Annotated in this window: 24 protein-coding genes and 1 pseudogene; 9 read left to right on the forward strand and 16 right to left on the reverse strand. The window is 62.8% G+C overall.

Features of this window, described 5'->3' with window-relative positions:
* Positions 1-223: 223 nt before the first annotated feature.
* The gene (trxA, locus tag LOY22_RS25830) at positions 224-553 is read right to left on the reverse strand and encodes a thioredoxin TrxA (protein WP_045201042.1); all 330 of its coding nucleotides are present in this window, start codon (positions 551-553) and stop codon (positions 224-226) included.
* Positions 554-794: 241 nt separating this feature from the next.
* On the opposite strand from trxA, the gene ppx reads away from it, so the two are divergent.
* Positions 795-2297, forward strand: a complete 1503-nt coding sequence (gene ppx, locus LOY22_RS25835) for an exopolyphosphatase (protein ID WP_045201201.1) — start codon at positions 795-797, stop codon at positions 2295-2297.
* Here ppx and ppk1 read toward each other — a convergent pair.
* Complete coding sequence (gene ppk1 / locus LOY22_RS25840) at positions 2284-4515, reverse strand: polyphosphate kinase 1 (RefSeq protein ID WP_093378207.1); 2232 nt, start codon at positions 4513-4515, stop codon at positions 2284-2286. The genes ppx and ppk1 overlap by 14 nt on opposite strands.
* 19 nt (positions 4516-4534) lie before the next feature.
* Positions 4535-5545 (reverse strand): porphobilinogen synthase, encoded by a 1011-nt coding sequence (gene hemB, locus LOY22_RS25845; protein WP_045201037.1) that lies wholly within the window; start codon positions 5543-5545, stop codon positions 4535-4537.
* A gap of 207 nt (positions 5546-5752) precedes the next feature.
* On the opposite strand from hemB, the gene LOY22_RS25850 reads away from it, so the two are divergent.
* Positions 5753-6397, forward strand: a complete 645-nt coding sequence (locus LOY22_RS25850) for a DedA family protein (protein WP_082075496.1) — start codon at positions 5753-5755, stop codon at positions 6395-6397.
* 501 nt (positions 6398-6898) lie between these two features.
* Here LOY22_RS25850 and LOY22_RS25855 read toward each other — a convergent pair.
* Positions 6899-7537: pseudogene (locus tag LOY22_RS25855) on the reverse strand (sterol desaturase family protein); the annotation flags it as partial.
* Between the two features lie 102 nt (positions 7538-7639).
* Here LOY22_RS25855 and elbB point away from each other — a divergent pair.
* The gene (elbB, locus tag LOY22_RS25860) at positions 7640-8308 is read left to right on the forward strand and encodes an isoprenoid biosynthesis glyoxalase ElbB (protein ID WP_093378198.1); all 669 of its coding nucleotides are present in this window, start codon (positions 7640-7642) and stop codon (positions 8306-8308) included.
* A gap of 87 nt (positions 8309-8395) precedes the next feature.
* Here elbB and LOY22_RS25865 read toward each other — a convergent pair whose 3' ends face one another.
* Both LOY22_RS25865 and LOY22_RS25870 read right to left on the reverse strand, forming a co-directional pair.
* Positions 8396-8863, reverse strand: coding sequence for a YaiI/YqxD family protein (locus LOY22_RS25865; protein ID WP_093378193.1), 468 nt, complete (start codon positions 8861-8863; stop codon positions 8396-8398).
* Between the two features lie 59 nt (positions 8864-8922).
* A complete protein-coding gene (locus LOY22_RS25870) occupies positions 8923-10821 on the reverse strand; it encodes a cytochrome c/FTR1 family iron permease (protein ID WP_258595396.1) in 1899 nt (632 codons plus the stop codon).
* A gap of 345 nt (positions 10822-11166) precedes the next feature.
* Between LOY22_RS25870 and LOY22_RS25875 the strand changes: the two genes are divergently transcribed.
* From LOY22_RS25875 to LOY22_RS25890, 4 genes are read left to right on the forward strand one after another with little or no spacing between them, the layout of a single operon-like run.
* A complete protein-coding gene (locus tag LOY22_RS25875; RefSeq protein ID WP_045201029.1) occupies positions 11167-12564 on the forward strand; it encodes a COG3014 family protein in 1398 nt (465 codons plus the stop codon).
* 9 nt (positions 12565-12573) lie between these two features.
* Positions 12574-12945 carry a YcfL family protein gene (locus LOY22_RS25880; protein WP_045201027.1) on the forward strand — a complete coding sequence of 124 codons (372 nt, stop codon included), beginning with the start codon at positions 12574-12576 and terminating at the stop codon, positions 12943-12945.
* Positions 12946-12969: 24 nt separating this feature from the next.
* Positions 12970-13557, forward strand: coding sequence for a penicillin-binding protein activator LpoB (gene lpoB / locus LOY22_RS25885; protein ID WP_045201026.1), 588 nt, complete (start codon positions 12970-12972; stop codon positions 13555-13557).
* Positions 13558-13560: 3 nt separating this feature from the next.
* Positions 13561-14301, forward strand: coding sequence for a hypothetical protein (locus tag LOY22_RS25890; RefSeq protein WP_045201024.1), 741 nt, complete (start codon positions 13561-13563; stop codon positions 14299-14301).
* 51 nt (positions 14302-14352) lie between these two features.
* On the opposite strand, the gene LOY22_RS25895 is transcribed toward LOY22_RS25890, so the two are convergent.
* The 3 genes from LOY22_RS25895 to LOY22_RS25905 form a co-directional block, all read right to left on the reverse strand.
* Positions 14353-14985 (reverse strand): LysE family transporter, encoded by a 633-nt coding sequence (locus tag LOY22_RS25895; RefSeq protein WP_045201023.1) that lies wholly within the window; start codon positions 14983-14985, stop codon positions 14353-14355.
* A gap of 83 nt (positions 14986-15068) precedes the next feature.
* Positions 15069-15656: a mechanosensitive ion channel family protein gene (locus LOY22_RS25900; RefSeq protein ID WP_045201021.1), complete on the reverse strand. Its 588-nt coding sequence runs from the start codon at positions 15654-15656 to the stop codon at positions 15069-15071.
* Positions 15656-17566, reverse strand: coding sequence for an ATP-binding cassette domain-containing protein (locus LOY22_RS25905; protein WP_258595400.1), 1911 nt, complete (start codon positions 17564-17566; stop codon positions 15656-15658). The genes LOY22_RS25900 and LOY22_RS25905 overlap by 1 nt, the downstream gene beginning before the upstream one ends.
* Positions 17567-17616: 50 nt before the next feature.
* On the opposite strand from LOY22_RS25905, the gene LOY22_RS25910 reads away from it, so the two are divergent.
* Positions 17617-18099: a TIGR02444 family protein gene (locus tag LOY22_RS25910; protein WP_093378179.1), complete on the forward strand. Its 483-nt coding sequence runs from the start codon at positions 17617-17619 to the stop codon at positions 18097-18099.
* Here LOY22_RS25910 and LOY22_RS25915 read toward each other — a convergent pair.
* Positions 18075-19175 carry an AlgP family protein gene (locus LOY22_RS25915; protein WP_258595403.1) on the reverse strand — a complete coding sequence of 367 codons (1101 nt, stop codon included), beginning with the start codon at positions 19173-19175 and terminating at the stop codon, positions 18075-18077. The genes LOY22_RS25910 and LOY22_RS25915 overlap by 25 nt on opposite strands.
* 226 nt (positions 19176-19401) lie before the next feature.
* Here LOY22_RS25915 and LOY22_RS25920 point away from each other — a divergent pair, with 226 nt between their 5' ends.
* Positions 19402-20067, forward strand: a complete 666-nt coding sequence (locus LOY22_RS25920; protein WP_045201016.1) for an FKBP-type peptidyl-prolyl cis-trans isomerase — start codon at positions 19402-19404, stop codon at positions 20065-20067.
* Between the two features lie 15 nt (positions 20068-20082).
* Here LOY22_RS25920 and rsd read toward each other — a convergent pair whose 3' ends face one another.
* The 6 genes from rsd to hemC form a co-directional block, all read right to left on the reverse strand.
* Positions 20083-20553, reverse strand: coding sequence for a sigma D regulator (gene rsd, locus LOY22_RS25925; RefSeq protein ID WP_258595405.1), 471 nt, complete (start codon positions 20551-20553; stop codon positions 20083-20085).
* Between the two features lie 227 nt (positions 20554-20780).
* On the reverse strand, positions 20781-21302 hold the full coding sequence (locus LOY22_RS25930) for a disulfide bond formation protein B (RefSeq protein ID WP_045201012.1): 522 nt from the start codon (positions 21300-21302) through the stop codon (positions 20781-20783).
* A gap of 216 nt (positions 21303-21518) precedes the next feature.
* The gene (locus LOY22_RS25935) at positions 21519-22757 is read right to left on the reverse strand and encodes a heme biosynthesis protein HemY (RefSeq protein ID WP_093378165.1); all 1239 of its coding nucleotides are present in this window, start codon (positions 22755-22757) and stop codon (positions 21519-21521) included.
* Positions 22754-23845 (reverse strand): uroporphyrinogen-III C-methyltransferase, encoded by a 1092-nt coding sequence (locus tag LOY22_RS25940; protein WP_093378160.1) that lies wholly within the window; start codon positions 23843-23845, stop codon positions 22754-22756. The genes LOY22_RS25935 and LOY22_RS25940 overlap by 4 nt, the downstream gene beginning before the upstream one ends.
* 46 nt (positions 23846-23891) lie before the next feature.
* Positions 23892-24659: a uroporphyrinogen-III synthase gene (locus LOY22_RS25945; RefSeq protein ID WP_045201006.1), complete on the reverse strand. Its 768-nt coding sequence runs from the start codon at positions 24657-24659 to the stop codon at positions 23892-23894.
* Complete coding sequence (gene hemC / locus LOY22_RS25950; protein ID WP_045201004.1) at positions 24656-25597, reverse strand: hydroxymethylbilane synthase; 942 nt, start codon at positions 25595-25597, stop codon at positions 24656-24658. The genes LOY22_RS25945 and hemC overlap by 4 nt, the downstream gene beginning before the upstream one ends.
* Positions 25598-25667: the final 70 nt, after the last annotated feature.

The raw sequence follows: 25667 nt of genomic DNA on the forward strand, positions 1-25667 counted from the left end.
AGTGACGTAATCATGTAAGAAGGGGGAATTAAGCTTCTGGCTTAATGAAGCCGCGCCGCAAAGAAGGCGACAGGATCGCGTACTGATTCGAATTAGGGATGCGTCGGCGACGGCGTGCAGAGGGCACCGAAGAAACAGTGCGAGGCCGAATGTAACACCTGCTTTTTCTGGCGTCTAGTCACCAGATAAAGAAAAGCCCCGACGAATGCGGGGCTAATTTCACTCAGATATTGGCGTCCAGGAAGGCTGCCAGCTGAGATTTCGACAGCGCGCCGACCTTGGTGGCCTCGACGTTGCCGTTCTTGAACAGCATCAGCGTCGGGATGCCACGCACGCCGTGCTTGGCCGGGGTTTCCTGGTTGTCGTCGATGTTCAGCTTGGCGACGGTCAGTTTGCCCTGGTAGGTAGCGGCGATGTCGTCCAGAACCGGAGCGATCATTTTGCAAGGGCCGCACCATTCAGCCCAGTAGTCGACCAGCACCGGGCCTTCAGCCTTCAGGACTTCGGCTTCGAAGGTGGCGTCGGTGACGTGTTTGATAAGATCGCTGCTCATGGAAGTCTCCAAGGTCGTAAGCAAAAAAACGTGGCCCATCATAGCTGCACCGGCTGCCTACAGGAAGCCAGGAACGATTGAGTGTAACTATAGTTGTGCATGACCGCGCATATCGCTGCTGTCACGGGAAAGTCATAATTCCCGCACAACCTGCCCCATATCAAGCCTTGATACGCTGCGCGTTGGCGCCAGCGCCGGATCGTGGCAGGATTGCCGGGTTATCGACCGAGAACCCATGACCATGCCGCAAACCACAGCCAAGAATCTGTCCTTGATCGCTGCCATAGACCTGGGCTCCAACAGTTTCCACATGGTGGTCGCCAAGGCCCACCATAGCGAGATCCGCATCCTTGAGCGGCTCGGCGAAAAAGTTCAGCTGGCCGCCGGCATCAATGAAGAGCGCCAGCTCAGCGAAGAGTCCATGCAACGCGGCCTGGACTGCCTCAAGCGGTTTGCCCAACTGATCAACGGCATGCCCGATGGCGCCGTGCGCATCGTTGGCACCAACGCCCTGCGCGAAGCCCGCAACCGCGGCGAATTCATCCGCCGCGCCGAAGCCATTCTCGGCCACCCGGTGGAAGTCATCTCCGGTCGTGAAGAAGCGCGCCTGATCTACCTCGGCGTGTCCCACACGCTGGCCGACACGCCAGGCAAGCGCCTGGTCGCTGATATCGGCGGCGGCAGTACCGAATTCATCATTGGCCAGCGCTTTGAACCGCTGCTGCGCGAAAGCCTGCAGATGGGCTGCGTCAGCTATACCCAGCGTTATTTCCGCGACGGCAAGATCACCCCGGCGCGCTATGCCCAGGCCTACACCGCCGCACGCCTGGAGCTGATGAGCATCGAGAACGCCCTGCATCGCCTGACCTGGGACGAAGCCATCGGCTCCTCAGGGACCATCCGCGCCATCGGCCTGGCGCTCAAATCCGGCGGCATGGGCAGCGGCGAGGTCAATGCCGAAGGCCTGGCCTGGCTCAAGCGCAAGCTGTTCAAGCTGGGGGAAACCGACAAGATCGATTTTGACGGGGTCAAACCCGACCGCCGGGCGATCTTCCCGGCGGGCCTGGCGATTCTCGAAGCGATTTTCGACGCCCTTGAGCTGCAGCGCATGGACCACTGCGACGGCGCCCTGCGTGAAGGCGTGCTCTACGACCTGCTCGGCCGCCACCACCACGAAGACGTGCGCGAGCGTACCCTGACCTCGCTGATGGAGCGTTATCACGTTGACCAGGGCCAGGCGGCACGGGTCGAGCGCAAGGCGCTGCACGCCTTCGACCAGGTGGCCAAAGCCTGGGACCTGGAAGACGGCATCTGGCGTGAACTGCTGGGCTGGGCAGCCAAGGTGCATGAAGTGGGCCTGGACATCGCCCACTACCATTACCACAAGCACGGCGCCTACCTGATCGAGCACTCCGACCTGGCCGGCTTTTCCCGGGAAGACCAGCTGATGCTGGCGCTATTGGTGCGCGGCCATCGCCGCAACATTCCCAAGGATAAATTCGCCGAATTCGGCGAGGACGCCGCCAAGCTGATTCGCCTGTGCGTACTGTTGCGCTTCGCGATCCTGTTCCATCACATCCGCGGCACCCAGCAGATGCCCACAGTCACCCTGCACGCCAAGGGCGACAGCCTGGACGTCGAGTTCCCGGCCGGCTGGCTGGAAGAAAACCAGCTGACCCAGGCCGACTTCGGCCTGGAGGCAGAATGGCTGGCCCGGGTCGGCTTCGTCCTCAGCGTACGATAAGCACCGGGTTGCTCAGGCGCTCGAGCAGAGCGGCCTGGGCACTGCGCGGGTTCTGGTTGCCGGTTGGCGTGCTGCGTACGTAACGGCCATCCGGTTGCAGGATCCAGGCGTGGGTGTTGTCGGTCAGATACCCTTCGAGTTCCTTTTTCACCCGCAGGATCAGTTTCTTGCCCTCGACCGGGAAGCAGGTCTCGACGCGCTTGTCGAGGTTGCGCTCCATCCAGTCGGCGCTGGAGAGGAACATCTGCTCTTCGCCGCCATTGAGGAAGTAGAACACCCGCGTGTGCTCGAGGAAGCGGCCGATGATCGAGCGCACCTGAATGTTGTGCGACACCCCGGCAATGCCCGGACGCAGGCAGCACATGCCGCGCACCACCAGGTCGATACGCACCCCTGACTGGCTGGCCTTGTACAGCGCGCGGATGATCTTCGGATCGGTCAGCGAGTTGAACTTGGCGATGATGTGCGCAGGCTTGCCGTCGAGGGCGAACTGGGTTTCGCGCGCGATCATGTCGAGCATGCCCTTTTTCAGGGTGAACGGCGCGTGCAGCAGCTTCTTCATGCGCAGGGTCTTGCCCATGCCGATCAGCTGGCTGAACAGCTTGCCGACGTCTTCGCACAGGGCGTCGTCGGAGGTCAGCAGGCTGTAGTCGGTGTACAGGCGGGCGTTGCCGGCGTGGTAGTTACCGGTACCCAGGTGCGCATAGCGGACGATCTCGCCGGCTTCGCGGCGCAGGATCAGCATCATCTTGGCGTGGGTCTTGAAGCCCACCACACCGTAGATCACCACCGCACCGGCGGCCTGCAGGCGGCTGGCCATCTGCAGGTTGGACTCTTCGTCGAAACGCGCACGCAGCTCGATCACCGCAGTGACTTCCTTGCCGTTACGCGCGGCGTCGACCAGCGCGTCGACGATCTCCGAGTTGGCACCGCTGCGGTACAGGGTCTGGCGCACAGCCAGTACATGCGGATCCTTGGCGGCTTGGCGCAGCAGGTCGACTACCGGGGTGAACGACTCGAAGGGGTGCATCAGCAGGATGTCCTGCTTGCTGACCACGCTGAAAATGTTCTCGCTGTTCTGCAACAGCTTGGGGATTGCCGGGGTAAACGGCGTGTATTGCAGCTCCGGATGGCTGTCCAGGCTGGTGATGCTGAACAGCCGGGTCAGGTTGACCGGGCCGTTGACCTGGTACAGCTCGCTCTCGCTCAGGCTGAACTGTTTGAGCAGGTAGTCGGAGAGGTGTTTGGGGCAAGTGTCGGCCACTTCCAGGCGCACCGCATCGCCGTAACGACGCGAGAACAGCTCGCCGCGCAGGGCCCGGGCCAGGTCTTCGACATCTTCGGAGTCCAGCGCCAGGTCGGCGTTGCGGGTCAGGCGGAACTGGTAGCAGCCCTTGACCTTCATGCCCTGGAACAGGTCATCGGCGTGAGCGTGGATCATCGACGACAGGAACACATAGTTGTCGCCAGGCCCACCGACCTCTTCCGGCACCTTGATCACCCGCGGCAGCAAACGCGGCGCCGGGATGATCGCCAGGCCCGAATCGCGGCCGAAGGCGTCGATGCCTTCAAGCTCGACGATGAAGTTCAGGCTCTTGTTCACCAACAACGGGAACGGGTGAGTCGGATCGAGGCCGATCGGGGTGATGATCGGCGCGATTTCGTCGCGGAAGAAGCGCCGCACCCAGGTCTTGAGCTTGGTGTTCCAGTGGCGGCGGCGAATGAAGCGGATCTGGTGCTTTTCCAGCTCCGGCAGCAGCACGTCGTTGAGGATCGCGTACTGGCGATCGACCTCGCCGTGCACCAGCTCGCTGATCCGCGCCAGCGCCTGGTGCGGCTGCAAGCCGTCGGCGCCGGCCTGTTCACGGGCAAAGGTGATCTGCTTCTTCAGGCCCGCCACACGAATTTCGAAGAACTCATCCAGGTTGCTGGAGAAGATCAGCAAGAACTTCAGTCGCTCCAGCAGCGGATAGGACTCATCCAGCGCCTGCTCAAGCACGCGGATGTTGAACTGCAGCTGGGACAATTCGCGGTGAATGTACAGGCTGCTGTCGTCCAGACCGGGAATGACGATGGCAGGCGCAGCCACTGGCGCCGGCGCCGGCGCCTCGACCACCGGCTCGGCAACCGCAGGCGGCTCCGGCGGGGTCTCGACCAGTTGCTCGGGCACGGGCTGGGCGTCTTTGACTGCAACGTCGGTAAGTACTTCGTTATTCATCTAGCGTTCCTGAAGGGCGTTACTGCCCTCTCATCAATTGAGCAGCGCGAACAGCGAAATAGGTGAGGATGCCATCGGCGCCCGCCCGTTTGAAAGCGGTGAGGGATTCAAGGATAACCCCTTCACTGAGCCAGCCGTTCTGAATCGCCGCCATGTGCATGGCGTACTCGCCGCTGACCTGGTAAACGAAGGTCGGCACTTTGAATTCGTCTTTGACCCGGTGAAGGATATCCAGGTACGGCATGCCCGGTTTGACCATGACCATATCGGCGCCTTCCGACAGGTCGGCGGCCACTTCGTGCAGGGCCTCGTTACTGTTGGCCGGGTCCATCTGGTAGGAGGCCTTGTTGGCCTTGCCCAGGTTCAGCGCCGAGCCGACCGCATCGCGGAACGGACCGTAGTAGGCACTGGCATACTTGGCCGAGTAGGCCATGATGCGGACGTTGACGTGACCGGCCAGCTCCAGCGCTTCACGGATGGCCTGGATGCGCCCGTCCATCATGTCCGATGGCGCGACCACCTGGGCACCGGCATCGGCGTGGGACAGCGCCTGGCGCACCAGGGCGTCGACGGTGATGTCGTTCTGAACGTAGCCTTCTTCGTCGAGGATACCGTCCTGGCCGTGGGTGGTGAATGGGTCCAGGGCAACGTCGGTGATCACCCCAAGTTCCGGGAAGCGCTCACGCAGGGCGCGGGTGGCGCGCTGGGCGATGCCGTCGGGGTTCCAGGCTTCAGCGCCGTCGAGGGATTTTTTCTCTACCGGGGTGACCGGGAACAGCGCCAGGGCTGGAATCCCGAGGTTTACCCACTCTTGCGCAGCTTCCAGCAACAGGTCGATGGACAGACGCTCGACGCCCGGCATCGAAGCGACTTCTTCGCGGCGGTTTTCGCCATCGAGGACAAACACCGGGAGGATCAGGTCATCGACAGTCAGAACATTTTCGCGAACCAGACGACGGCTGAAGTCGTCACGACGGTTGCGACGCAGACGGGTGGCAGGAAACAAACGGTTAGCGGGGGTAAAGCTCACGGCAGACTCCTGAGCCCGCGCAGGCGGGCGAGCGCGACAGTTATAAGCGGCCATTATGACGCCTGTATGACAGGCAAGGGCAACCCTGCGACTTGAGGACGCAGTCATTGTCCTTGTAGGAAATGTTCACGTCGAGACACATTTGGACACTTTCCCCAAAGGCCACGAAGGGTTAGGCTGCGCGTTCATTTCGCCAGCACCCAGAAAATGCTCCAACAATTCCTGCAGGATTTCGGCTACTTTGCCCTTTTTCTCGGCACGTTTTTCGAAGGTGAGACCATCCTGGTTCTCGCAGGCTTCCTTGCGTTCCGCGGATACATGGATATCAACCTGGTGGTCGTGGTGGCCTTCTTCGGCAGCTATGCCGGCGACCAGCTGTGGTACTTCATGGGGCGCCGTCACGGGCGCAAGTTGCTGGCACGCAAGCCGCGCTGGCAGATGATGGGCGACCGTGCGCTGGAGCACATTCGCCGCCATCCGGACATCTGGGTCCTGAGTTTTCGCTTCGTCTACGGTTTGCGCACGGTGATGCCGGTGGCCATCGGTTTGTCCGGCTACCCGCCGCGCCGCTACCTGCTGCTCAACGGCATTGGTGCGGCCATCTGGGCCCTGGCCCTGGGCGCCGCCGCCTATCACTTCGGCGCCATTCTCGAAGGCCTGCTGGGCAACGTGAAGAAATACGAGCTATGGGTGCTCGGCGGCCTGCTGGTGCTCGGTGGCTGCCTGTGGCTGCGCCGGCGCTTCAAGGCCGCGCGCATTGCGCGCAAGGAAGCGGCTGCCGTAGAGGCCGAAAAGGCTGAGCAGGCTGTAGCCAAGCAGCAGGACCCAAGCCAGGGCAGTGACCGGCCCTGAGCCCGTCATCCCGGCCAGGACCATGGCCGGGACATTCAGCCCCAGGCGCAGTAGCTCCAGCCGCAAAGCCCAGGGGCGGTTCTCCAGGGCCGTGCCAAGCACGAACAAGCCAAATGCCATCAAGCCGCAGCCCAGCACCAGGGCAGCCACCGACAACTGCTCGGCGTGCTCCATCAAGTAACTGCCCAAGCCCACGTACACCGCGAACTGCAGCGCCACATACAACTGTTGCGGCCAGGCCAGCGGCACCTCGAATTTCTGGAAGCGGCTCAGGTCCTGCTTGGCTTGCGCAAACCTCCTGACCACGTCATCCGGGCGCCAGCCGGTAGGCATGAACCAGATTCGCAGCTTGTCCCACCAGTGCTCGGCATGCCGCGCATCGCTCCACAGCTGGGCATAGAACTGCAGGTTGGCCCACAGCGGGTTCCAACTGGCCAGCGGCGTGGTCACGCCGAAAATCACCGGCTGATTGTCGTCCTCCTCCTGGAACGTGCCGAACAGACGATCCCAGACAATGAACACTCCGCCGTAGTTGCGATCCAAGTACAGAGGGTTCTGCGCATGGTGGACGCGATGATTGGACGGGGTAATGAACAGCCATTCCAGCCAGCCCAGCTTGGGGATGTGCCGGGTGTGCACCCAGAACTGGTACAGCAGGTTCAGCGCCGCGACGGTGATGAACACCAGCGGCGGCACCCCCAACACGGCCAGCGGCAGGTAGAAGATCCACGACAGCAAGAAGCCGCTGCTGGTCTGGCGCAGGGCCGTCGACAGGTTGTAGTCCTCGCTCTGGTGATGCACCGAATGGGCGGCCCAGAGGATGTTGCGCTCGTGGCCCATACGGTGCAGCCAGTAATAGCAAAAGTCATAGACGACGAACGCCAGTACCCACACCCACAAGGCTTCGCCCGGCAGTTTGAACAGTGCCAGGTGCTCCCAGGCCAGCGCATAGGTCACCAGGCCGACGCCCTTGGTCAGCAGGCCGGTAGTGGTCGACAGCACGCCGGTGCTGAGGCTGTTGATGGCATCTGCCAGGCGATAGGTCCGCATGCCGCGCAATCGATCGGCGAGCAACTCGGCAACGATCAGAACAATGAAAAACGGTACCGCCAAAAGGATCAGGTCCATGGGTCTTTTCATCTCCAGCCTATCCAGCAAGATTAGGCCGGGAATGGCATAAACCCTATGGCGACATCTGCCAAACTAGAGGACATTTAGCGCCTCGAATCGGGAGTAGTGAGCATGACCCAGAAAAAAGTTGCTGTGATTCTTTCCGGCTGTGGCGTGTATGACGGCGCCGAAATTCACGAAAGCGTGATCACCCTGCTGCGCCTGGACCAGCGCGGTGCGCAGGTGCAGTGCTTTGCGCCGAACATTGCGCAGATGCACGTGATCGACCACCTGACCGGCGAAGAAATGCCCGAGACCCGCAACGTGCTGGTGGAATCGGCGCGCATCGCTCGCGGCGAGGTCAAGGACCTGCGCGAAGCCGACGCCAAGGACTTCGACGCGCTGATCGTGCCGGGCGGCTTTGGCGCGGCGAAAAACCTTTCGAACTTTGCCGTTGAAGGCGAAGGCTGCAGCGTGCACCCGGACGTCCTGGCCCTGGCTGAAGCCTTTGCCGAAGCCGGCAAGCCGGTCGGCCTGATCTGCATCTCGCCGGCCCTTGCGGCGAAAATCTACGGCCCCGGCGTGGTCTGCACCATTGGCAGCGATGCCGGCACCAGCGCGGCCATCGTCAAGATGGGCGGCACCCATGAGGAATGCGATGTCCATGACATCGTCGAAGACACCCAGCGCAAGCTGGTCAGCACCCCGGCCTACATGCTGGCGAAAAGCATCAGCGAAGCCGCCGGCGGCATCTACAAACTGGTCGACCGGGTGCTGGAACTGACCCACGAGAATGACTGAACACCCCTGTAGGAGCGGGCTTGCCCCGCGATCGCGCGCGAAGCGGTCGTCGTCCAGGCACCACATGATGCGCTGAGATCACGGACCTCATCGCGGGGCAAGCCCGCTCCTACTCAGCCGCGTAAGAATGCGGTCCAGGGCGTTGGCAAACGCCTGCTTCTCGCGATCGCCATACGGCGCCTGGCCGCCGCCGACCTGCCCCTGCTCGCGCAGGTCGGTGAACAGGTTGCGCACCGCCAGCCGCTCACCCATATTGCGCTCGTCGAACTCCTTGCCGCGCGGGTCGAGGCAGGCAACGCCTTTCTTGACCAGGCGATCGGCCAGCGGCACGTCGCTGCAGATCACCAGTTCGCCGGGCACCGCGTGCTCGACCAGGTAATCGTCGGCGGCATCCGGCCCGCTGGGCACGACGATCAGCTTGACGCAGGCAAAAGCCGGCTTGATCTGGCTCTGGCCGGCCACCAGCACCACTTCCAGCTGACGCTTGAGGGCGAACTTGACCAGTTGATCCTTGGCCGCCTTGGGGCAGGCGTCGGCATCGATCCACACACGCATGGCACAGATTTCCAACAAAACGGGCAAACAGTATCCCTGCTCGCCCGTTTGCCTTCAAATCAGCCCGCTGGCTGGCGGCGCTTCTCGGCCAGGCGGCTGCGCCCGTAAAGGATGGCAATGGCCAACAAGGCCACCAGCTGCGCGGCCAGTGAATAGGCGTCGGCGTGAATGCCCAGCCAGTCGAAATCGAAGAACGCCACCGGCCGGGTACCGAACACCCCGGCCTCTTGCAGCGCCTTGACCCCGTGCCCGGCAAACACCACCGACAAGGCGCACAGCAGCGCCGCGTTGATGCTGAAGAACAACGCCAGCGGCAGTTTGGCCGAGCCGCGCAGGATCACCCAGGCCAGGCCCACCAGCAGCACCAGTGCCGTGGCACCACCGGCCAGTACCGCGTTGTGCCCGGCAGGGCCGGCCTGCAGCCAGAGGGTTTCGTAGAACAGGATCACCTCGAACAGCTCACGGTACACCGAGAAAAACGCCAGCACGGCAAAACCAAAGCGCCCGCCACCACTGACCAGGCTGCTCTTGATGTAATCCTGCCAGGCCGCCGCGTGCCGGCGATCGTGCATCCACACACCCAGCCACAGCACCATGACGCTGGCAAACAGCGCCGTGCAGCCTTCGAGCAGTTCACGCTGGGCGCCGCTAACGTCGATTACATAGGCCGCCAGCGCCCAGGTACCCAGCCCGGCCAGCAAGGCCAGGCCCCAGCCGACGTTGACACTGCGCACCGCCGATTGCTGGCCGGTATTGCGCAGGAAGGCGAGGATCGCCGCCAGTACCAGAATCGCTTCCAGACCTTCGCGCAGCAGGATCAGCAAGCCGGAAATGTAACTCAGCGACCAGCTCAGGCCATCGCCGCCGAGCAGGCCGGCGGCGTCCTTGAGCTTGGCCTTGGCGGCATCCAGGCGTTGCTGCACCTGCTCAAGCGGCAAGCCGTCCTGCAGCGACTGACGGTAGGCCATCAGGGATTTCTCGGTGTCTTTACGTACGTTGGCATCGACGTTGTCGAGCGAGCTTTCGACCAGCTCGAAACCTTCCAGGTAGGCCGCTACCGACAGGTCGTAGGCTTGCTCGTGATCACCGGCCTGATAGGCCGCCAGGCTCTTGTCCAGGGTGCTGGCGGTGTAGTCCAGCAGTTGCGCCGGGCCGCGCTGGACCTGCGGCGGTTGCGCACGCTGGGCGCGGAACCGGGCGAGCGCCTCTGGCCCTTCGCTGGCTTCAATTTCGGCCGGGGTCTGGCGGGCCAGGTCGGCCAGGTTGTAGGTTTTATCGCCTTTGGCCTTGGCCGGGTCGGCAGTGAAGCTGGCGACATAGGTCGCCAGGTCCCAGCGTTGGCGCTCGTCGAGCTGGTCGGCGAACGACGGCATGTCGGTGCCTTCGATGCCCAGGCCGAGGGTGTTGTACAGGTCGAACAGGCTCAGGCGATCCAGCCGTTCGAGGCTGCGCAGGTTGGCCGGCGGCGGGGTCAGGCCGAGGCCGGCGGGGCCGTCGCCGGCGCCAGTGTCGCCATGACACACCGAGCAATGCTGGGCATACAGCGGCGCGCCGCGACTCGGGTCCGGGGTAATGATCGGCGCCTGGCTGACCTCATAGGCCACCGCCAGTTGCGCGCCAAGCTGACGGGCCTGGCGGGCGACCACCGCGCCGTCCTGGCGCTGGCTGACCGCCGTACGCAAGTTGACCACGCCCTGCTCCAGGGCCTGGCGCTCAGCGCGTGCCGGCAAGGCGCCGATCAATCCCTGCAACACATCGAGGAATTCGAGCTGTTCGCGGTATTCGCCGTCGTCGATTACCTTGCCCGCCTCGACGGTGGCCGGGTAATCGGCACCGATGTAATCGAGCAGGTGCAGGGCCTTGGAAGCGCCATCGGGGCTGTCGGCCAGCAGCGTGGCACTGCTCAGCGCCAGCACCGGCCAGAGCAGCCAGGCGAGTAAGCGGGAACGGGGAATCATGAGCGACTCTCAAATGGAAATACGAGGTAAAGCATTGTTCACTTCCACTGCCGTTCGCTCAAGGCTTGCCAGATGAATCCTTGAAAAATTTTGTGACAAATACCCTGCGACACCTCCCGATTAAAGAACGACCGTTCGTCGGCCGATAGCTGAATGCTGGCACGACGGCAAATTCCTAAAGCACAACGCCATTATTTAGCCAGCAAATGCGTTTATAATGCCGCGCCGCTATATAGCGGATCAGAATTTTGGCTCTTCTTTTAAGAGGATTTGGCGATATTGCCAAAGGGATGACAGCCTTCTCGCCCCCCAGGCTTTTCATCAATTCAGGGAAGAAGAATTCAGATGGCATCCCGTGTCCTCACCGTCGCGACACTGCTCGCGGCCGTTCAACTGGCTGGTTGCTCGGCCTTTCGCAGCTATGACAGCGAACTTCAGGAAACCAACCAGCACCTGACCAGCGGCAACGTCGACGCTGCCCTGGCGCTGCTGGAAAAAAACAACAAGGGTGAGGACAAAGACCTTCTCTACTACTTCGAGAAAGGCGAGCTGCTGCGCTCCAAGGGCGACCTGGCCGGCAGCCAGCTGGCCTGGCGCAGTGCCGATGACGTGGTGTTCAAGTGGGAAGAGTCGGTCAAGCTCGACACCGACAAGTACCTGAGCCAGTTCGGCAGCTACCTGGTCAACGACAAGGTGCGCCGCTACGAAGGCTATGACTACGAAAAAGTCATGCTGACCACGCAGATGGCCCTCAACCTGCTGGCCCAGAACGACTTCGACGGCGCCCGTACCGAAATCAAGAAGACCCACGAGCGCGAAGCGGTGATTGCCGAGCTGCGCGACAAGGAATACCTCAAGCGCGAAGAAGAGGCCGAGAAAGAAGGCGTCAAGACCGAGTACAAGGACCTTCAGGGTTACCCGGTCGCCAGCCTCGACGCGCCAGAAGTGGTGGGCCTCAAGAACAGCTACCAGAGTGCGTTCAGCCACTACCTGTCTGGCTATGTCTACGAAGCCCTGGGTGAGAAAGGCCTGGCCGCACCGGGCTACCGCAAGGCTGCCGAACTGCGCCCGAACACCCCGCTGCTGGAAAAAGCCCTGCTCGACCTGGACAAGCCAGCGGCGAAAGCCACTGAAAGCGATGTCCTGATCGTGATCCAGAGCGGCCTCGCTCCGGCCCGCGACTCGGTGCGCGTCCCGCTGCCGCTGCCGATCAGCGGCAACCTGGTGATCACCCCGCTGTCGTTCCCGGTGATCAAGGAAGACACTTCCACCGCGCATTTCAGCGAAATCTACCTCAACGACCACTCGCTGAAGCTGACCGCACTCAACAGCACCACTGCCATGTCCCGCCGCGCCCTGCGTGACGACATGCCGGGGATCATCCTGCGCACCAGCGTGCGGGCTATCTCTCGTGGTGTGGCGCAAAAGCAACTGAACGACGCCAACCCGCTGGCTGGCCTGGCACTGGGTATCGCCTCGACCATCACCGAAGGTGCCGACACCCGTACCTGGCGCACCCTGCCGGATGAAACCCAGGTAGCCCGCGTGCGCCTGCGTCAGGGCGAACACCAGTTGAGCCTGCCTTCGAGCCTGGGCGGCAGCCAGGTCAGCGTGAAGATTGACCGGCCGTTCCAGGTGGTCACCCTGCGCGTAGTCGGCAACCAGGTCTTCGCCGGTGGCCCTGCCCTGCAGGTGGCACCAAAAGCCACTGGCCAGGCCGTCGCCAGCCTCAAACAACCTTAAGGAAACGCCATGCGTATCAAATTGCTCGCCGTTCTCGTCACAGCCCTGCTGGCCGGTTGCGCGACCCCGCCACCACCAGAGCCGGGCAGCGCTGCCAGCAAAGTGGTGAAAATGGGCAACCTGAAGAACATCGAGACCGGCCCGATGCGCGTTGCGCGCGAGAACGGCTTCTTGACCGTCAAGGTGTCCCTGAACAACACCAGCAGCAGCAACAAGACCCTGTTCTACCGCTTCGCCTGGCTGGGCAACGACGGTTTCCCGGTGGCCGATGAAGAGAGCTGGAAGACCGTCACCCTGTATGGCAAGCAGGCCAGCGTGTTGCCGGCGATTGCCCCGGTATCCCAGGCCACCGACTTCCGTATCGAAGTTCAGTCTCAGTAATCATTTTTGCAGGAGCACATTTTCATGATTGCACGCATTTCCCTCGCCGCCATCGCCATTGCCCTGGTCAGCGGCTGCAGCACCCCGTCGCCGGTCCTGGGCGGCAAGAACATCGGCTACGGCGACAGCAAGGCCGTAGAACTGGTCACCAACGAGTTCGGTTCGACCGACCTGCAGATGATCGCCGAGTCCATGACCCGCTCGCTGGCCCAGTCCGGCATCCTCCAGGGTCGCCCGGTGGTGCAGGTCTATGACGTGAAGAACAAGACCAGCGAGTACATCGATACCCGCGAGATCACCACGTCGATCAAAACCCAGCTGATGAAGTCCGGCACCGCCCGCTTCGCCAGCGACAACACCCAGATGCAGAGCCAGGTTGACCAGCTCAAGCTGCAGAACCAGAGCGGCCTGTACAAGAAAGGCACCGTGGCCAAGACCGGCAACATGATCGCCGCCAAGTACCGCCTGGAAGGCTCGATCAGCTCGATCGTCAAGCGCAGCAGCGACTACAAGGACGTGTTCTACAAGTTCAGCCTGCAGCTGATCGACGTCGAGAGCGGCCTGGCCGAGTGGATGGACGAGAAAGAAATCCGCAAGACCACGGAGCGCTAAGCAATGCGTGCATGGATGGGCATTCTGGGCCTGGCTTGCGCGTTCAGCGTGCAAGCGGCCCCAAAAGTCGCAGTAACCGACCTCGCCTACCAGGAGCGTGTGGAGCAGTACATCCACATGGTCTCGGCGCAGAACAGCAGCCAGGCGAGCATGTACCACGCCAGTGGTTCGTCGAGCTACAGCGAGTTCGAAAGCAGCGAGAGCTACATCGAGCAGACCGAGCTGCGCAAGTTCAGCGGCGACATCAAGGGCGAGATTCTCAAGTCCGGAATGTTCCAGCTGGTCCAGGGTACGCCGTACACCGCCGATGCCAAGGCTGACGTCTACGACGTTATCCGCCGCATCAAGAACGGCAACTTCAAAGGTGCTGACTACGTGCTGTTCGGTACCTTGTCGGATATCGACTTCCAGCGCGATATCACCTCCCTGGACAACACCAACAGCTATTCGGCGATCCTCGGCCTGAGCCTGGTGGCCGACTTCAGCCTGATCAACACCAAGACCTACGAGATCACCTCGGCGTTCACCGCCATGGGTGAGGGCCAGGACACCAAGCTGGTCAACAGCCAGGATGTTCGGGTCACCCTCAACCGCCCACGGGTGGTACGTGAGGTTTCCAAGGAACTGGGCATGGACGTTGCCAAGCAACTGGCCGAACAGCTGGTAGGCGCGATGCCGGAGCGTGAACGCACCCCGGCGCGCAACAACCTGCCGCCTGACGAGCCAGCGCAGATCCTGCGTTGAGAAAGTAAAAAGGCGACCTTCGGGTCGCCTTTTTTTATGCTGATTGTTTTCCTACACCGGCGCGCGGCGAATGGTCGCCAGCAAGGTCGCAGCCCCCAGGAACAGTCCGGCAAAGGTGCGGTTCATCCGCCGCTGCTGCCGGGGCGTACGCAACAGGCGCAGCACTTTGGCCGCAAGCCCGGTGTAACCGGCCATGACCATCAGATCGACCGTGACCATGGTCGCGGCAATGATCAGGTACTGCGGCACCAGCGCCGCATGCGGATTGATGAACTGCGGCAGCACCGCGAGCATGAAGATCAGCGCCTTGGGGTTGCTGACGTTGACCAGAAAGCCACGGAACACCAGGCTCAACGGCTTGCCGATCGGGCGCACGGCGGATTCGTCGCTGATGTCAGCCGGCAGCGCCCGCCACTGCTTGACCGCCAGGTACACCAGGTAGGCCACGCCGAACCATTTGATCACCTGGAATGCGGTGGCCGATGCCGCGAGGATGGCACCGACGCCGGCGGCAATGATCGCAATCTGCAGCACCAGGCCCAGCTGCAGGCCTAGCGCGTTCCAGTAGCCGCGCCAGAAGCCGTATTGCAGGCCGCAGGACATCGAGGCAATGGCCCCGGCACCCGGCGACAGACTGATCACCCAGCAAGCGGCAAAAAATGCCAACCACGTTTCCAATGACATCGCGCACCTCGGCACTAACTTGTTACAAACCTCTAAGCTAGTGCCGTGGCGAAAAAATCACCACGATTTTTTTCTGCGATCGATCAATTGCCCGGGGTTTTGCTCTCGCTCACCAGCGGCAGCACTTCGGCACCGCGCCAGCGCCGCACCGATTTCTGGAAGAACTGGCTGTTGGGCACTTGCACCAGCGCACCGCCCGCTTCCGGCAGTTCGATCAAGGTGGTGAACAACAGGTTGATGGCCACCACCCGGCCTTTGACGCCCGGCTTGTCGATGGTTTCCACCAGTTCCACCACATCGCCGATGCGAAACGGCCCGACGGTAAAGATCAGCACCGCGCACAGCAGGTTCGACAGCACGCTCCACATGGCGAAGAACGCCACTGCGGCAACCGCCACGAACCCGGACAGTGCGGTCCACAGCACCGTGGCGGAAACCCCCAGGCGCTCGAGCACGAAGATCAGCGCACTGCCCATGATCAGCCAGCGCAGGCCACCACGCAGCGGCATCAGCAGCTCCGGTGGCAACGGGTAGCGCTCGCCCAGGCGCTTGAGGCAACGGGCAACCACGCGCTGCAGGATGAACGCCGCCGAAAGTATCAGCAGGATCTGCAAACCCAGCCAGAACGGAGCGATCCATTCCACCGGCAATGGCAACTGCAAAGACTCCATCAGGACAACGCCTCCAGCTCCGCCTGCATGCCCTCGAGGGTCTCCAGGGCTGCCATCCAGGCTTCCTCGAGCTCCCCTTCACGAACCTTGAGCTTGGCCTGCTGGGCCAACAGCTCTCGCAACTCGTCCTTGCGCGCGGCTTCATACAGGGCGCTGTCAGCCAGGCTGGCATCAACCTTGGCCAGTTGCTCATGCACGATGCCCAGCTCGCGTTCGAGCTTGTCGGCTTCACGCTTGTGCGGTGCCAGTTGCTGACGCAGGGCGGCAGCGGCCTGGCGCTGGGCCTTTTTGTCGGTTTTGTCGGCATTGACCGGCGCAGTGCTGACCGGGGCATTGCGTTGACGGTACTCGACCAGCCAGCGGGTGTAGTCGTCCAGGTCACCGTCGAAGGTCTCGACCTTGCCGTCGGCGACCAGCAGGAAGTCATCGGTGGTGCTCTTGAGCAAGTGACGGTCGTGAGAGACCACCAACACCGCACCACTGAATTCCTGCAGGGCCATGGTCAGCGCCAGGCGCATTTCCAGGTCCAGGTGGTTGGTCGGTTCGTCGAGCAGCAACAGGTTCGGCCGCTCCCAGGCGATCAGGGCCAGGGCCAGGCGGGCTTTTTCGCCACCGGAGAAATTCACCACCGGCTCGTCGATGCGCGCGCCGCGGAAATCGAATCCACCCAGGAAGTCTCGCAAGGTCTGCTCGCGCTCGGTCGGCGCCAGGCGCTGCAGGTGCAGCAACGGGCTGGCCTTGTTGTCCAGCGAGTCGAGCTGGTGCTGGGCGAAGTAGCCAACCGAGAGGTTCTCGCCGCGTACCAGGCGCCCGCTGAGCGGCTCCAGTTCGCCGGCGAGGTTCTTGATCAGGGTCGACTTGCCCGCGCCGTTGGGGCCGAGCAGGCCGATCCGCGCCCCCGGGGTGAGCTGCAACTTGACCTTCTCGAGGATGGTCTTGTCGCCATAGCCCAGGCGGGCTTCGGACAGGTCGAGCAGCGGGCTGGAGATTTTCTCCGACTCGCGGAAAACGAAGTCGAACGGCGAATCGACATGCGCCGCCGACAGCTCCTCCATGCGCTCCAGAGCCTTGATCCGGCTCTGCGCCTGACGGGCCTTGGTGGCCTGGGCCTTGAACCGGGCGATGTACTTTTCCATGTGCGCGCGCTGCGCCTGCTGTTTCTCGTAGGCTTGCTGCTGCTGCGCCAGGCGTTCGGCACGGGTGCGCTCGAACGCGGTGTAGCCACCACGGTAGAGGGTCAGCTTGCACTGCTCGACATGGGCGACGTGATCGACCACGGCATCGAGGAAGTCACGGTCGTGGGAGATCAGCAGCAGCGTGCCCGGATAGCCCTTGAGCCAGTCTTCGAGCCAGAGGATGGCGTCCAGATCCAGGTGGTTGGTCGGTTCGTCGAGCAGCAACAGGTCAGACGGGCACATCAGGGCCTGGGCCAGGTTCAGGCGCATCCGCCAGCCACCAGAGAAGTCGCCGACCCGGCGGTCCATCTGCTCGTTGGTAAACCCCAGGCCTGCCAGCAGCTTGCGCGCCCGCGCATCGGCGGTATAACCGTCGGCGCTGTCGAGCTCGATATGCAGGCGTGCCAACGCAGTGCCGTCGTGGGCAGCTTCGGCCGCAGCCAGGTCGGCCTGGACCTTGCGCAGGCGGGCATCGCCGTCGAGCACATAGTCGACCGCCAGGCGCTCGAGGGTGTCGACCTCCTGGCGCATGTGCGCGATGCGCCAGTCGCCAGGCAGCTGGCAGTCGCCGGAGTCGGGCGTCAGCTCACCGCGCAGCAAGGCGAACAGGCTGGATTTGCCGGCGCCGTTGGCACCGATCAGGCCGGCTTTCTGGCCGGCGTGTAGGGTCATCTCGGCGCCTTCTAGCAGGCGCTGTGGACCACGCTGTAAAGTGAGGTTCGATAGTCTGATCATAATGGCCGCGGAGTCTACCAGCTTCGTCGGCAACTGGCGCGAGTGGGACCATGCACACCGACCTGTGGAATTTTGCCCTGAAGCTCTACGCTCGACCGGGCGTAGAAGCCGCCTGCCTGCAATGGCAGGCCCGGGGTGGCGACGTCTGCCTGCTGCTGTGCGGCGTGTGGCTCGGCGCACGCGGTATCGCAGCGAACGAACAACGGGTTAAACAACTCAAGGAACTCGCCGAGGCTTGGCAAACCGAGGTGGTGAAACCGTTGCGCGCACTGCGCCAATCCTGGCGTGACGAAGCAGCCAAGGATGTGCAACTGGCGGTATTGCGCGAGCAGGTAAAAGGCCTGGAGTTAGCGGCAGAACGCATCCTGCTGGAGCGCCTGGAGACGGCCTGCAAAGACTGGGCAGCAACGCCCGAAGCCGAAGTGGACTGGATAGGCTGGCTGGCACCCGAAGGCGCCGGTGCGCATCACGACGCGCTGCAAAGGCTGCGCGCCGTGATGCTGACGACTCAGGACGCCGAAGACGGGGTCTGAGTGGTCGATGCTACCGAAGCTGCTGGCGCAGTGGTTGCCGGTGCAGAAGCAGCGGGTGCTGCAGGTGCTGCTGGAGTAGCAGGCTTGGCAGCTACAGGCTGAGCTGGCTTGGCAGCGGCTGGCCTGGCTGCAGGTTTAGCGGCTGCCGGTTTGGCAACGGGTTTGGCCGGCGCTTTAGCTGCGGCAGGTTTAGCAGCCGGCTTGGCTGCAGGTTTTGCCGCTGCTGGTTTGGCTGCAGGCTTGGCAGGTGCTTTCGCCGCTGCTGGTTTGGCCGCTGGCTTGGCCGCTGCGGTTTTAGCCGCTGGCTTGGCTGGCGCTTTAGCCGCAGGTTTGGCCGCTGGCTTGGCTGCTGCGGTTTTTGCCGCAGGTTTTGCCGCAGGTTTAGCCGCAGGTTTAGCCGCAGGTTTAGCCGCAGGTTTAGCGGCGGCAGGCTTGGCTGCTGCAGTTTTTGCTGCAGGCTTGGCAGGTGCTTTCGCCGCTGCTGGTTTGGCCGCTGGCTTGGCGGCAGGTTTAGCCGCTGCGGTTTTAGCCGCTGGCTTGGCTGGCGCTTTGGCCACAGGTTTAGCCGCTGGCTTGGCTGCGGGTTTGGCTGCTGCGGTTTTCGCCGCAGGTTTGGCCGGTGCTTTGGCGGCAGGTTTTGCTGCGGGCTTGGCTGCTGCAACAGCAGGTTTGGCCGAACGCACGCTCAATGCCTTGGCGGCAGCTTCCTTGACCTTGCCAACGCCCTGGGCCAGTTTCAGGCTTTCCTGAGCGTCACGCTTGAGCTGCAGGATGTAGGTGCGGGTTTGCGTTTGGCGGTCTTTCAGCGAGTCGAGCAAACCTTCCAGTTCACTCACCCCGTCCTTGGCTTTTTTCTGCGCCTTGGCTTTGCCAGCCTTGGCAGCGTCCTGCAGTTTCAGCCGCGACTTGTGCAGTTTTTCCTGGGCCTTGCCACGTTGTTTTTCCAACTTGGCGAGTAGTTTTTCAGCATCAGCCAGCGCTTGCGAGCAGGCATTTTCCAAATGATCGAGCAGGCTGCCCGAGAGTTGCTGGAGCAGGTGCAACGGCGTACTTACTGGCTTCTTATTGGCCGACATGGTTTACCTCCTGGCTGACGAGATTGCGGCTCATACTATGCTTCTGCTGCTACCGCCGCTAGGGCATGTTGACAGTATTAAATGCGCCGCGTTGCATGCCTGGGCAAAGTTGTTATCGCTGCAGCTGGAAACAAGTGTAGATGCTGCACAAAGTGTTGCTGATATTTACACGAAGTGACGAGCGAAGGCTGGCATACTTTATTTCCTCTGAAGCAGGAGCGAGCCTGTGCCGCGTTATCTAGTCCTTACCCTGTTGCTGTTGCCAACAGCGTTAATTGCAGCGCCTGATACTAAACCCGCCAGCGACCATGACCTGGCTTACAGCCTGGGTGCCAGCCTGGGCGAGCGCCTGCGCACGGAAGTTCCCGGCCTGCAACTCGATGCCTTGATCGATGGCTTGCGCCAGGCTTATCAGAACAAGCCATTGGCCCTGAGCCAAGAACGCATGGCGGCAATACTCAGCGAACATGATGCCCAGGCCAACCAAGCTGCAGTTCAAGCACAAAGCGAACAATTGCTGAGCGCGGAAAAACGATTCCTGGCCACTGAACGGGCCCGGGCCGGAGTGCGTGAACTGGCTGAAGGGATACTCGTGAGCGAGTTGCAGGCCGGTACTGGCAGCAAGCCAAAAGCCGGCGGCAAAGTCCAGGTTCGCTATGTTGGCAAGTTGCCGGATGGCACGGTGTTCGATCAGAACCAGCAGCCGCAGTGGTTCAATCTGGACAGTGTGATCGAGGGCTGGCAAGTGGCATTGCCACAGATGGCGAGCGGATCGAAATGGCGACTGGTGATTCCTTCGGCGCAGGCCTACGGAGCCGAAGGCGCGGGCGACCTGATTGCGCCCTATACGCCGCTGGTGTTCGAGATCGAGTTGCTCGGGGTTGCCGACTGAAGGTCGGCAGCACCCTCAAGCCTGGACTGCGCCTTCTTCGCTGTGCGCGGTGTGCAGCACTTCGATCAGGCAGTCTTCGAGTTCGAAACGTTCGTGCAGCAAACTGCCCAGCTCGCGAAGCTTTTTCGCGAAGCGCTCAGAGTCATTGCAGTCGCCCTTGTCGCAATGATCGTTGAACGCCGACGCGATTTCGGTAATTGCATCAATGCGCGGGCTGATCTGCTTGGCCAGCTCGAGCCCGCGAGTATCGCCAAACGCCTTGGCTTCGCTGACCAGTTGCTCGCTCACTTCGAAATGCCAGGCTGACACGTAGTCGACCAGTACCGCACAGAAGTCCCGGCTCTTGTCCTTGTCGGCAAAGGCCGGTTTGGCATCACGCAGCTCGCGGAAAGCCGTCACCAGCTCTGTACGCTCATCCAACCAGCGGTCAATGAGTTTATGGACCCCACCCCAGCGTTCCTGAGCATTCTGACAACTATCTAGCATGGCGATCTCTTCCCTTCTGGGTAATGCCCCCTGCCCCCGCGCCGCAAATGTGCAGAGCAAAGGTGAAGTCAGCAGAGCGGCATCGAGCAGCTGTGTTTTCGGTATGCGTGCAGGGAGATTATTCCCGTGCGCCCTAGCCTTCAAGGTACGCACGCGACAAAGTTCATACAAGTGTTTAATCCGCCCATCCTTTGCCGCCGGTCGCTTGCACAGTGAAAAACTTCGCCTCAGTTTTTTACCGAGCGACTGAACAGTGGCCGGGTGCGCCCGAGCAGGCGACAGGTCGGCAGGGTTGCCAGCAAGACGAACGACAAAAGGCTCCACTCAGGGATGGTCAGGTCGAGGAAACTCCAGGTGATTGGCACGCAATCCGGGCTGCCGATGATCATTGCCTTGACGACCTGAAGCATAGGCATGCTTTCGAGGACATAGTCAAAAGCCGGTTCGCATTCGATGCTCGAGAGCGCCGGATTGCCTTGCAGCCAGACATGCCGGGCGGCCAACAGTGCCCCGCCGGTGGCGAAGAACAACGCCAGCGCGGCATAGATGCGGGTGCCCAGACGCCCTGGGGAATGCACTACCGCGCACAGGCAAACCAGAGCAAAGGCGCCCAAAAACAAACGTTGGCTGTAGCACAGCGGGCAAGGCACCAGGCCCATGCCGAATTCCAGGTAATAGGCGGCAGCCTGGACCAGTACCGATGCCAGCAACGCCGGGAAGAACAGTGAACGCAAGCGGGCCAACGACATGGCGAATCCAGGAGCGCGATGGACAGGCGACAACGGTAGAGGAAAGGCGCGGCTTGTATCAAGGCAAGACAGCCGGGACAAGTCCCTGAACGACAAGGGAAGTATCCCGAACTAAGCAAGAAAGATAGCTGGGCATCTGAAGGAAAAATTACCGGCTAAAGCAGGAGATATGCTCGAGCCCATGGGCACGCGTTTTTTCGCGCGCCCATGGGTAGCTCAAGCTCGCACGGCCTCTGGCAACGGCAATGCCAGCAGACGCTGATCAAGCATGCCCAGGCCTTCCTGGAACAGCTGGTTGCTGCGCTCGGTATCGCCCAGGCCAGCGAGCAAGCGCGCAAGTTCTGCACAGGCTTCAGGATTGCGCTGCACGCGCAGGCTGCTTTCCAGGTAATCCCGTGCCTTGCCCCACAGGCGGTTCTGCAGGCTCAAACGGCCCAGGGTCAGCAGCAGGCTGGGGTCGTCGGGATGGTCCTTGAGCCAGCCTTCGGCAGTTTGCAGCTGGCGCGCCAGGTCACTGCCGCGCACCAGCCCGTACAAGCGCGCCAGGTGACTTTCGTACTGGCGCTTGAGGGCGGCGCGCAGGGCTTGCTCGGCTTCGCTTTCGGCGCCCAGCTGGCGCAGTTGCTCGGCATAGGCCAGCACCAGCTGAGGCTCCTGGCGCTGCGCAGCAGTGAGCTGCTGCCAGGCGCGCTCAAGGGATTGCCGGGCGGTTTGCTCATCGCCTTCGCGGCTGGCCGCCAGGTTGAGGTTCTCGCCCCAGGCGCGACGCTCAAGCTCGGTCAGCTCCGCTGCCGGCAGCACTTTATCCTTGCGCAGGTCGGGCAGCAGGCGGATCAGTGCCGACCAGTCGCCACGCTCGCGGTACAGGCGTTGCAACAGGCGCAGCACCTGAACGTTATGCGGATGACGCTCCTGCATGGCCTGCAGGGTTACCAGGGCAGCGTCGCTGTCGCCGCGGTCCATCTGCAACTGGGCATGACTCAGGGCAATGGCCAGTTCCGCTTCGGGCTGGCGCTCCAGTGCCCGCTCCAGGAGGTTGTCGCTGTCTTCGCTGCGGCCCAGCTCGTTGGCGGCACGCGCAGCGCCGAGGTAGTACAGCAGCGGTTGACGCTCGGCTTCGGCAGCGCGGTGCAGGTGGCGCTGGGCACTGGCCCAGCGACCCTCGGCGAGATCCAGTTGGCCCTGCTCGATCGCCAGCTGGGTACGACGGCTGCGGTTACGCCGCGACCAGGGGTTGACCACCCCGCCGGAGGTCAGCACCAGGCCCACCAGGTAGCGCACCAGCAACAGCGCCAGGATGATCCCGGCCAAGGCTGCGAGCGCTGCCCACAGGCCCGATTGATAGCGAAAGCTGCCGTAGGAAATCAGCACATAACCGCTGTGCTTGGCGATCGCGATGCCGAGCGCGGCTGCCACGGCAATGGCCACCACCGCCAGCAGGTAGACGCGCTTCATGGCTTGGCCCCCTCGACTGGCTGATGCCGGCGCTCAAGGTAGGCCTGCACGGCACTGATGCTGTCGGCCAGGTCCGGCACCAGCACGGTGACCGGCTGCTCGGCCAGTTCGTTGAGGGCGGCAAGCATCGCCTGGCTCTGCGGGTTGTCCGGGTTGAAGTTGGCCAGCAGTACGCTGCGGGCGTCGTCCAGGGCCTGGGTATAAACCTTGGCCTCGCCGTTGAGCGCCGCCCACTGGGCTTGTTCGATGGTCAGGCTCAGAGCCAGGCGCAGCTGGTTGAGTGACTGCCCGGATAGTAACGGACGAATATTGTCGTCAGCATCGAAATCGATCTGGAAGTACTTCGACAGCTCTGCCCACCACTGCGACCAGCGGCTGGCGCCATCGCCGTCGGCGGTCAAGGCACCCAGCGCATCGGCATTGCTGGTGAATTCCGGCGATTGCGCACTGAGCTGCAACACCTGCTCGCGCTGGGCCGCCAGCTTGAGGAAGAGGCCGGTGCGGTCGGGCTGCTGGACGCTGTTGAGGGTCGCCAGGCTCTTGGCCAGTTGCTCACGGGCGGCAAACGAACCGGGGTCGCTCTGTTCACGAAGGATTTCATCGGCGCCCTTGACCAGCTCGCGCGCACTGGCGATGTCCTGCAAGGCAGACAGGCGCAGGCTGGCCAGGCGCAGCAGGTGCTCGGCCTCGGCCAGGCGCCAGTCCTTGCGGCTGGCGCCGAGGATGGTTTCCAGACGCTGGCTCAAGCGTTGCTGATCGCCTTGCAACTGCGCCACCAGGCGCCGGCGATCTTCAAGCTCGGATGCGGGCGGCAAGCCGGCCAGCTGCGCAGACATCTGCTGTTCACGTTGTTGCAGGGCCAGGGCTTGCTGGCTCAGGGCCTGCAGGCTCTGCACCTGGCCCTGCTCGCTACCCTGGAGCTGGCGAACCTGCCATACGCCCCATCCGCCAACGGCGACACCTGCCGCGCCCAGCAGCAAGGCCAGGACTGCCAGGCCGTTGCCGGAGCGTTTGGCAGGTTCCACGGGGGTTTGCGCAGGAGCCTCTGGGGCCTTCAGTTCATCGTTGGGCAAGACAGTTTCGCTCACGTATCCATCCTTTGCTTTGTGGCACGTCGCCAATCAGCTTAGCGCCTTAGGGGGCTGGTGCAGGAGTTTCCTGCAATGTTGCCAGCAAAGCCGCGGCGCTGGCACCACGGCAATCCACTACATTCTGTGCGCCACTGGCGCGGGCAAGTTCCGCCACCCGTGGGCTGGGCACGAACAACGGCAATTGCGCCAACTGCGGCCAGTGTTCACCGGCCAGTTGGCGCAAGTGTTGAAAACCCTGCCCACTGCTGACCACCAGGCCGTTCAGGCGTTCCCCGGCGATACACCGGACCAGGGTGGCCTCAGGGTAATGCGGCAGGTAGCGGCGATACAACTCAAGGTAATCGACCCGCGCGCCGAGTGCCGCCAGACGCTCGGCGAGCAGCTCGCGCCCGCCTTCGCCACGGATGATCAGCACCCGGGATTGCGGGCGCTTGATCGCCGCGGTCAACGCCGGCAGTTGCAGCAGCGCTTCGCTGTCATCACCTTGTGCCGGGTAGCTGACATTCAGACCGTGGTCGTCGAGGATCTGTGCGGTGGCAGCGCCAACGGTGAACCAGGCTTGCGCGGGCAGCTGCGGCCAGTGCGCGTTCAGTTGCTCAAGCGCCAGGCGCGCCGCCGGCTTGCTGACGACGATGATCGCGCTGTACTGGTCGAGCGCCTGCACCTGGCCAAGCTGCGCCGGCGTCAGCGCCAGCGGCTCGGTTTCCAGCAACGGCAGGCTGCTGCTGAACACGCCCTGCTCAGCAAGCGTGCGGGCCAGCGCGCTGCACTCTTCGGCCGGCCGGGTCAGCAGCAGGCGCCAGGCGCTCACGGGTGCCCGGCCTCGCCGTAGACCGCCTTGAGGATGTCTTCGGCACCTTGAGCCAGCAGGTCTTCAGCGACCTTGATACCGAGCGCTTCGGCCTCCTCGCGCGGCGCACGGGCCTGAGCCGTGAGCAGCTTGCCGCCAGCCGGTTCGCCAACCAGGCCGCGCAGCCACAGCTGCTCGCCTTCGAGCACCGCGTAGCAGGCAATCGGCACCTGGCAGCCACCATTGAGGTGTTTGTTAAGGGCGCGCTCGGCAGTCACCCGGTCGGCGGTGTCGGCGTGATGCAGCGGCGCCAGCAGCGCATGGATTTCGCTGTCGGCACTGCGGCACTCGATGCCCACTGCGCCCTGGCCGCCTGCGGGCAGGCTGTCGTCGACGCTGATGCTGGAGGTGATACGGTCTTCGAAGCCCAGGCGGATCAGGCCGGCGGCGGCGAGGATGATGGCGTCGTACTCGCCGGCATCGAGCTTGGCCAGACGGGTGTTGACGTTGCCGCGCAAGAAGCGGATCTCGAGGTCCGGGCGGCGGGTCAGCAACTGCGCCTGGCGGCGCAGGCTTGAGGTACCGACGATACTGCCGGCCGGCAACGCCTCAAGGCTGTCGAAGGTGTTGGAAACAAAGGCATCGCGCGGGTCTTCGCGCTCGCAGATGCAGAACAGGCCCAGGCCTTCGGGGAAGTCCATCGGCACGTCTTTCATCGAGTGCACGGCGATGTCGGCCTGGTTTTCCAGCAGCGCGGTTTCCAGCTCTTTGACGAACAGGCCCTTGCCGCCGATTTTCGACAGCGGCGAGTCGAGCAGTTTGTCGCCACGGCTGACCATCGGCACCAGGGTCACGACCAGGCCGGCGTGGGCCTGTTCCAGACGGGCTTTGACATATTCGGCCTGCCACAGGGCCAAGGCACTTTTGCGGGTGGCAATGCGGATTTCGCGAGTGGACATGGAACGATCCGTACGAGATAGATTCGCCCGATGATAACAGCTCAGTCCAGACCGCTAGCAGATCTAAATC

The sequence above is a fragment of the Pseudomonas sp. B21-035 genome, from assembly GCF_024748945.1.
Classification (GTDB): Bacteria; Pseudomonadota; Gammaproteobacteria; order Pseudomonadales; family Pseudomonadaceae; genus Aquipseudomonas.

Bases quoted from the DNA above. Each gene is read 5' to 3' on its own strand.
- ppk1 (WP_093378207.1), bottom strand. From the start codon at position 4,515: ATGAATAACGAAGTACTTACCGACGTTGCAGTCAAAGACGCCCAGCCC.
- LOY22_RS25900 (WP_045201021.1), bottom strand. From the start codon at position 15,656: ATGGAGTCTTTGCAGTTGCCATTGCCGGTGGAATGGATCGCTCCGTTC.
- LOY22_RS25895 (WP_045201023.1), bottom strand. From the start codon at position 14,985: ATGTCATTGGAAACGTGGTTGGCATTTTTTGCCGCTTGCTGGGTGATC.
- elbB (WP_093378198.1), top strand. From the start codon at position 7,640: ATGACCCAGAAAAAAGTTGCTGTGATTCTTTCCGGCTGTGGCGTGTAT.
- LOY22_RS25850 (WP_082075496.1), top strand. From the start codon at position 5,753: ATGCTCCAACAATTCCTGCAGGATTTCGGCTACTTTGCCCTTTTTCTC.
- LOY22_RS25910 (WP_093378179.1), top strand. From the start codon at position 17,617: ATGCACACCGACCTGTGGAATTTTGCCCTGAAGCTCTACGCTCGACCG.
- LOY22_RS25880 (WP_045201027.1), top strand. From the start codon at position 12,574: ATGCGTATCAAATTGCTCGCCGTTCTCGTCACAGCCCTGCTGGCCGGT.
- LOY22_RS25905 (WP_258595400.1), bottom strand. From the start codon at position 17,566: ATGATCAGACTATCGAACCTCACTTTACAGCGTGGTCCACAGCGCCTG.
- LOY22_RS25890 (WP_045201024.1), top strand. From the start codon at position 13,561: ATGCGTGCATGGATGGGCATTCTGGGCCTGGCTTGCGCGTTCAGCGTG.
- LOY22_RS25875 (WP_045201029.1), top strand. From the start codon at position 11,167: ATGGCATCCCGTGTCCTCACCGTCGCGACACTGCTCGCGGCCGTTCAA.
- trxA (WP_045201042.1), bottom strand. From the start codon at position 553: ATGAGCAGCGATCTTATCAAACACGTCACCGACGCCACCTTCGAAGCC.
- hemC (WP_045201004.1), bottom strand. From the start codon at position 25,597: ATGTCCACTCGCGAAATCCGCATTGCCACCCGCAAAAGTGCCTTGGCC.
- LOY22_RS25870 (WP_258595396.1), bottom strand. From the start codon at position 10,821: ATGATTCCCCGTTCCCGCTTACTCGCCTGGCTGCTCTGGCCGGTGCTG.
- LOY22_RS25930 (WP_045201012.1), bottom strand. From the start codon at position 21,302: ATGTCGTTGGCCCGCTTGCGTTCACTGTTCTTCCCGGCGTTGCTGGCA.
- ppx (WP_045201201.1), top strand. From the start codon at position 795: ATGCCGCAAACCACAGCCAAGAATCTGTCCTTGATCGCTGCCATAGAC.
- LOY22_RS25935 (WP_093378165.1), bottom strand. From the start codon at position 22,757: ATGAAGCGCGTCTACCTGCTGGCGGTGGTGGCCATTGCCGTGGCAGCC.
- lpoB (WP_045201026.1), top strand. From the start codon at position 12,970: ATGATTGCACGCATTTCCCTCGCCGCCATCGCCATTGCCCTGGTCAGC.
- rsd (WP_258595405.1), bottom strand. From the start codon at position 20,553: ATGCTAGATAGTTGTCAGAATGCTCAGGAACGCTGGGGTGGGGTCCAT.
- LOY22_RS25915 (WP_258595403.1), bottom strand. From the start codon at position 19,175: ATGTCGGCCAATAAGAAGCCAGTAAGTACGCCGTTGCACCTGCTCCAG.
- LOY22_RS25865 (WP_093378193.1), bottom strand. From the start codon at position 8,863: ATGCGTGTGTGGATCGATGCCGACGCCTGCCCCAAGGCGGCCAAGGAT.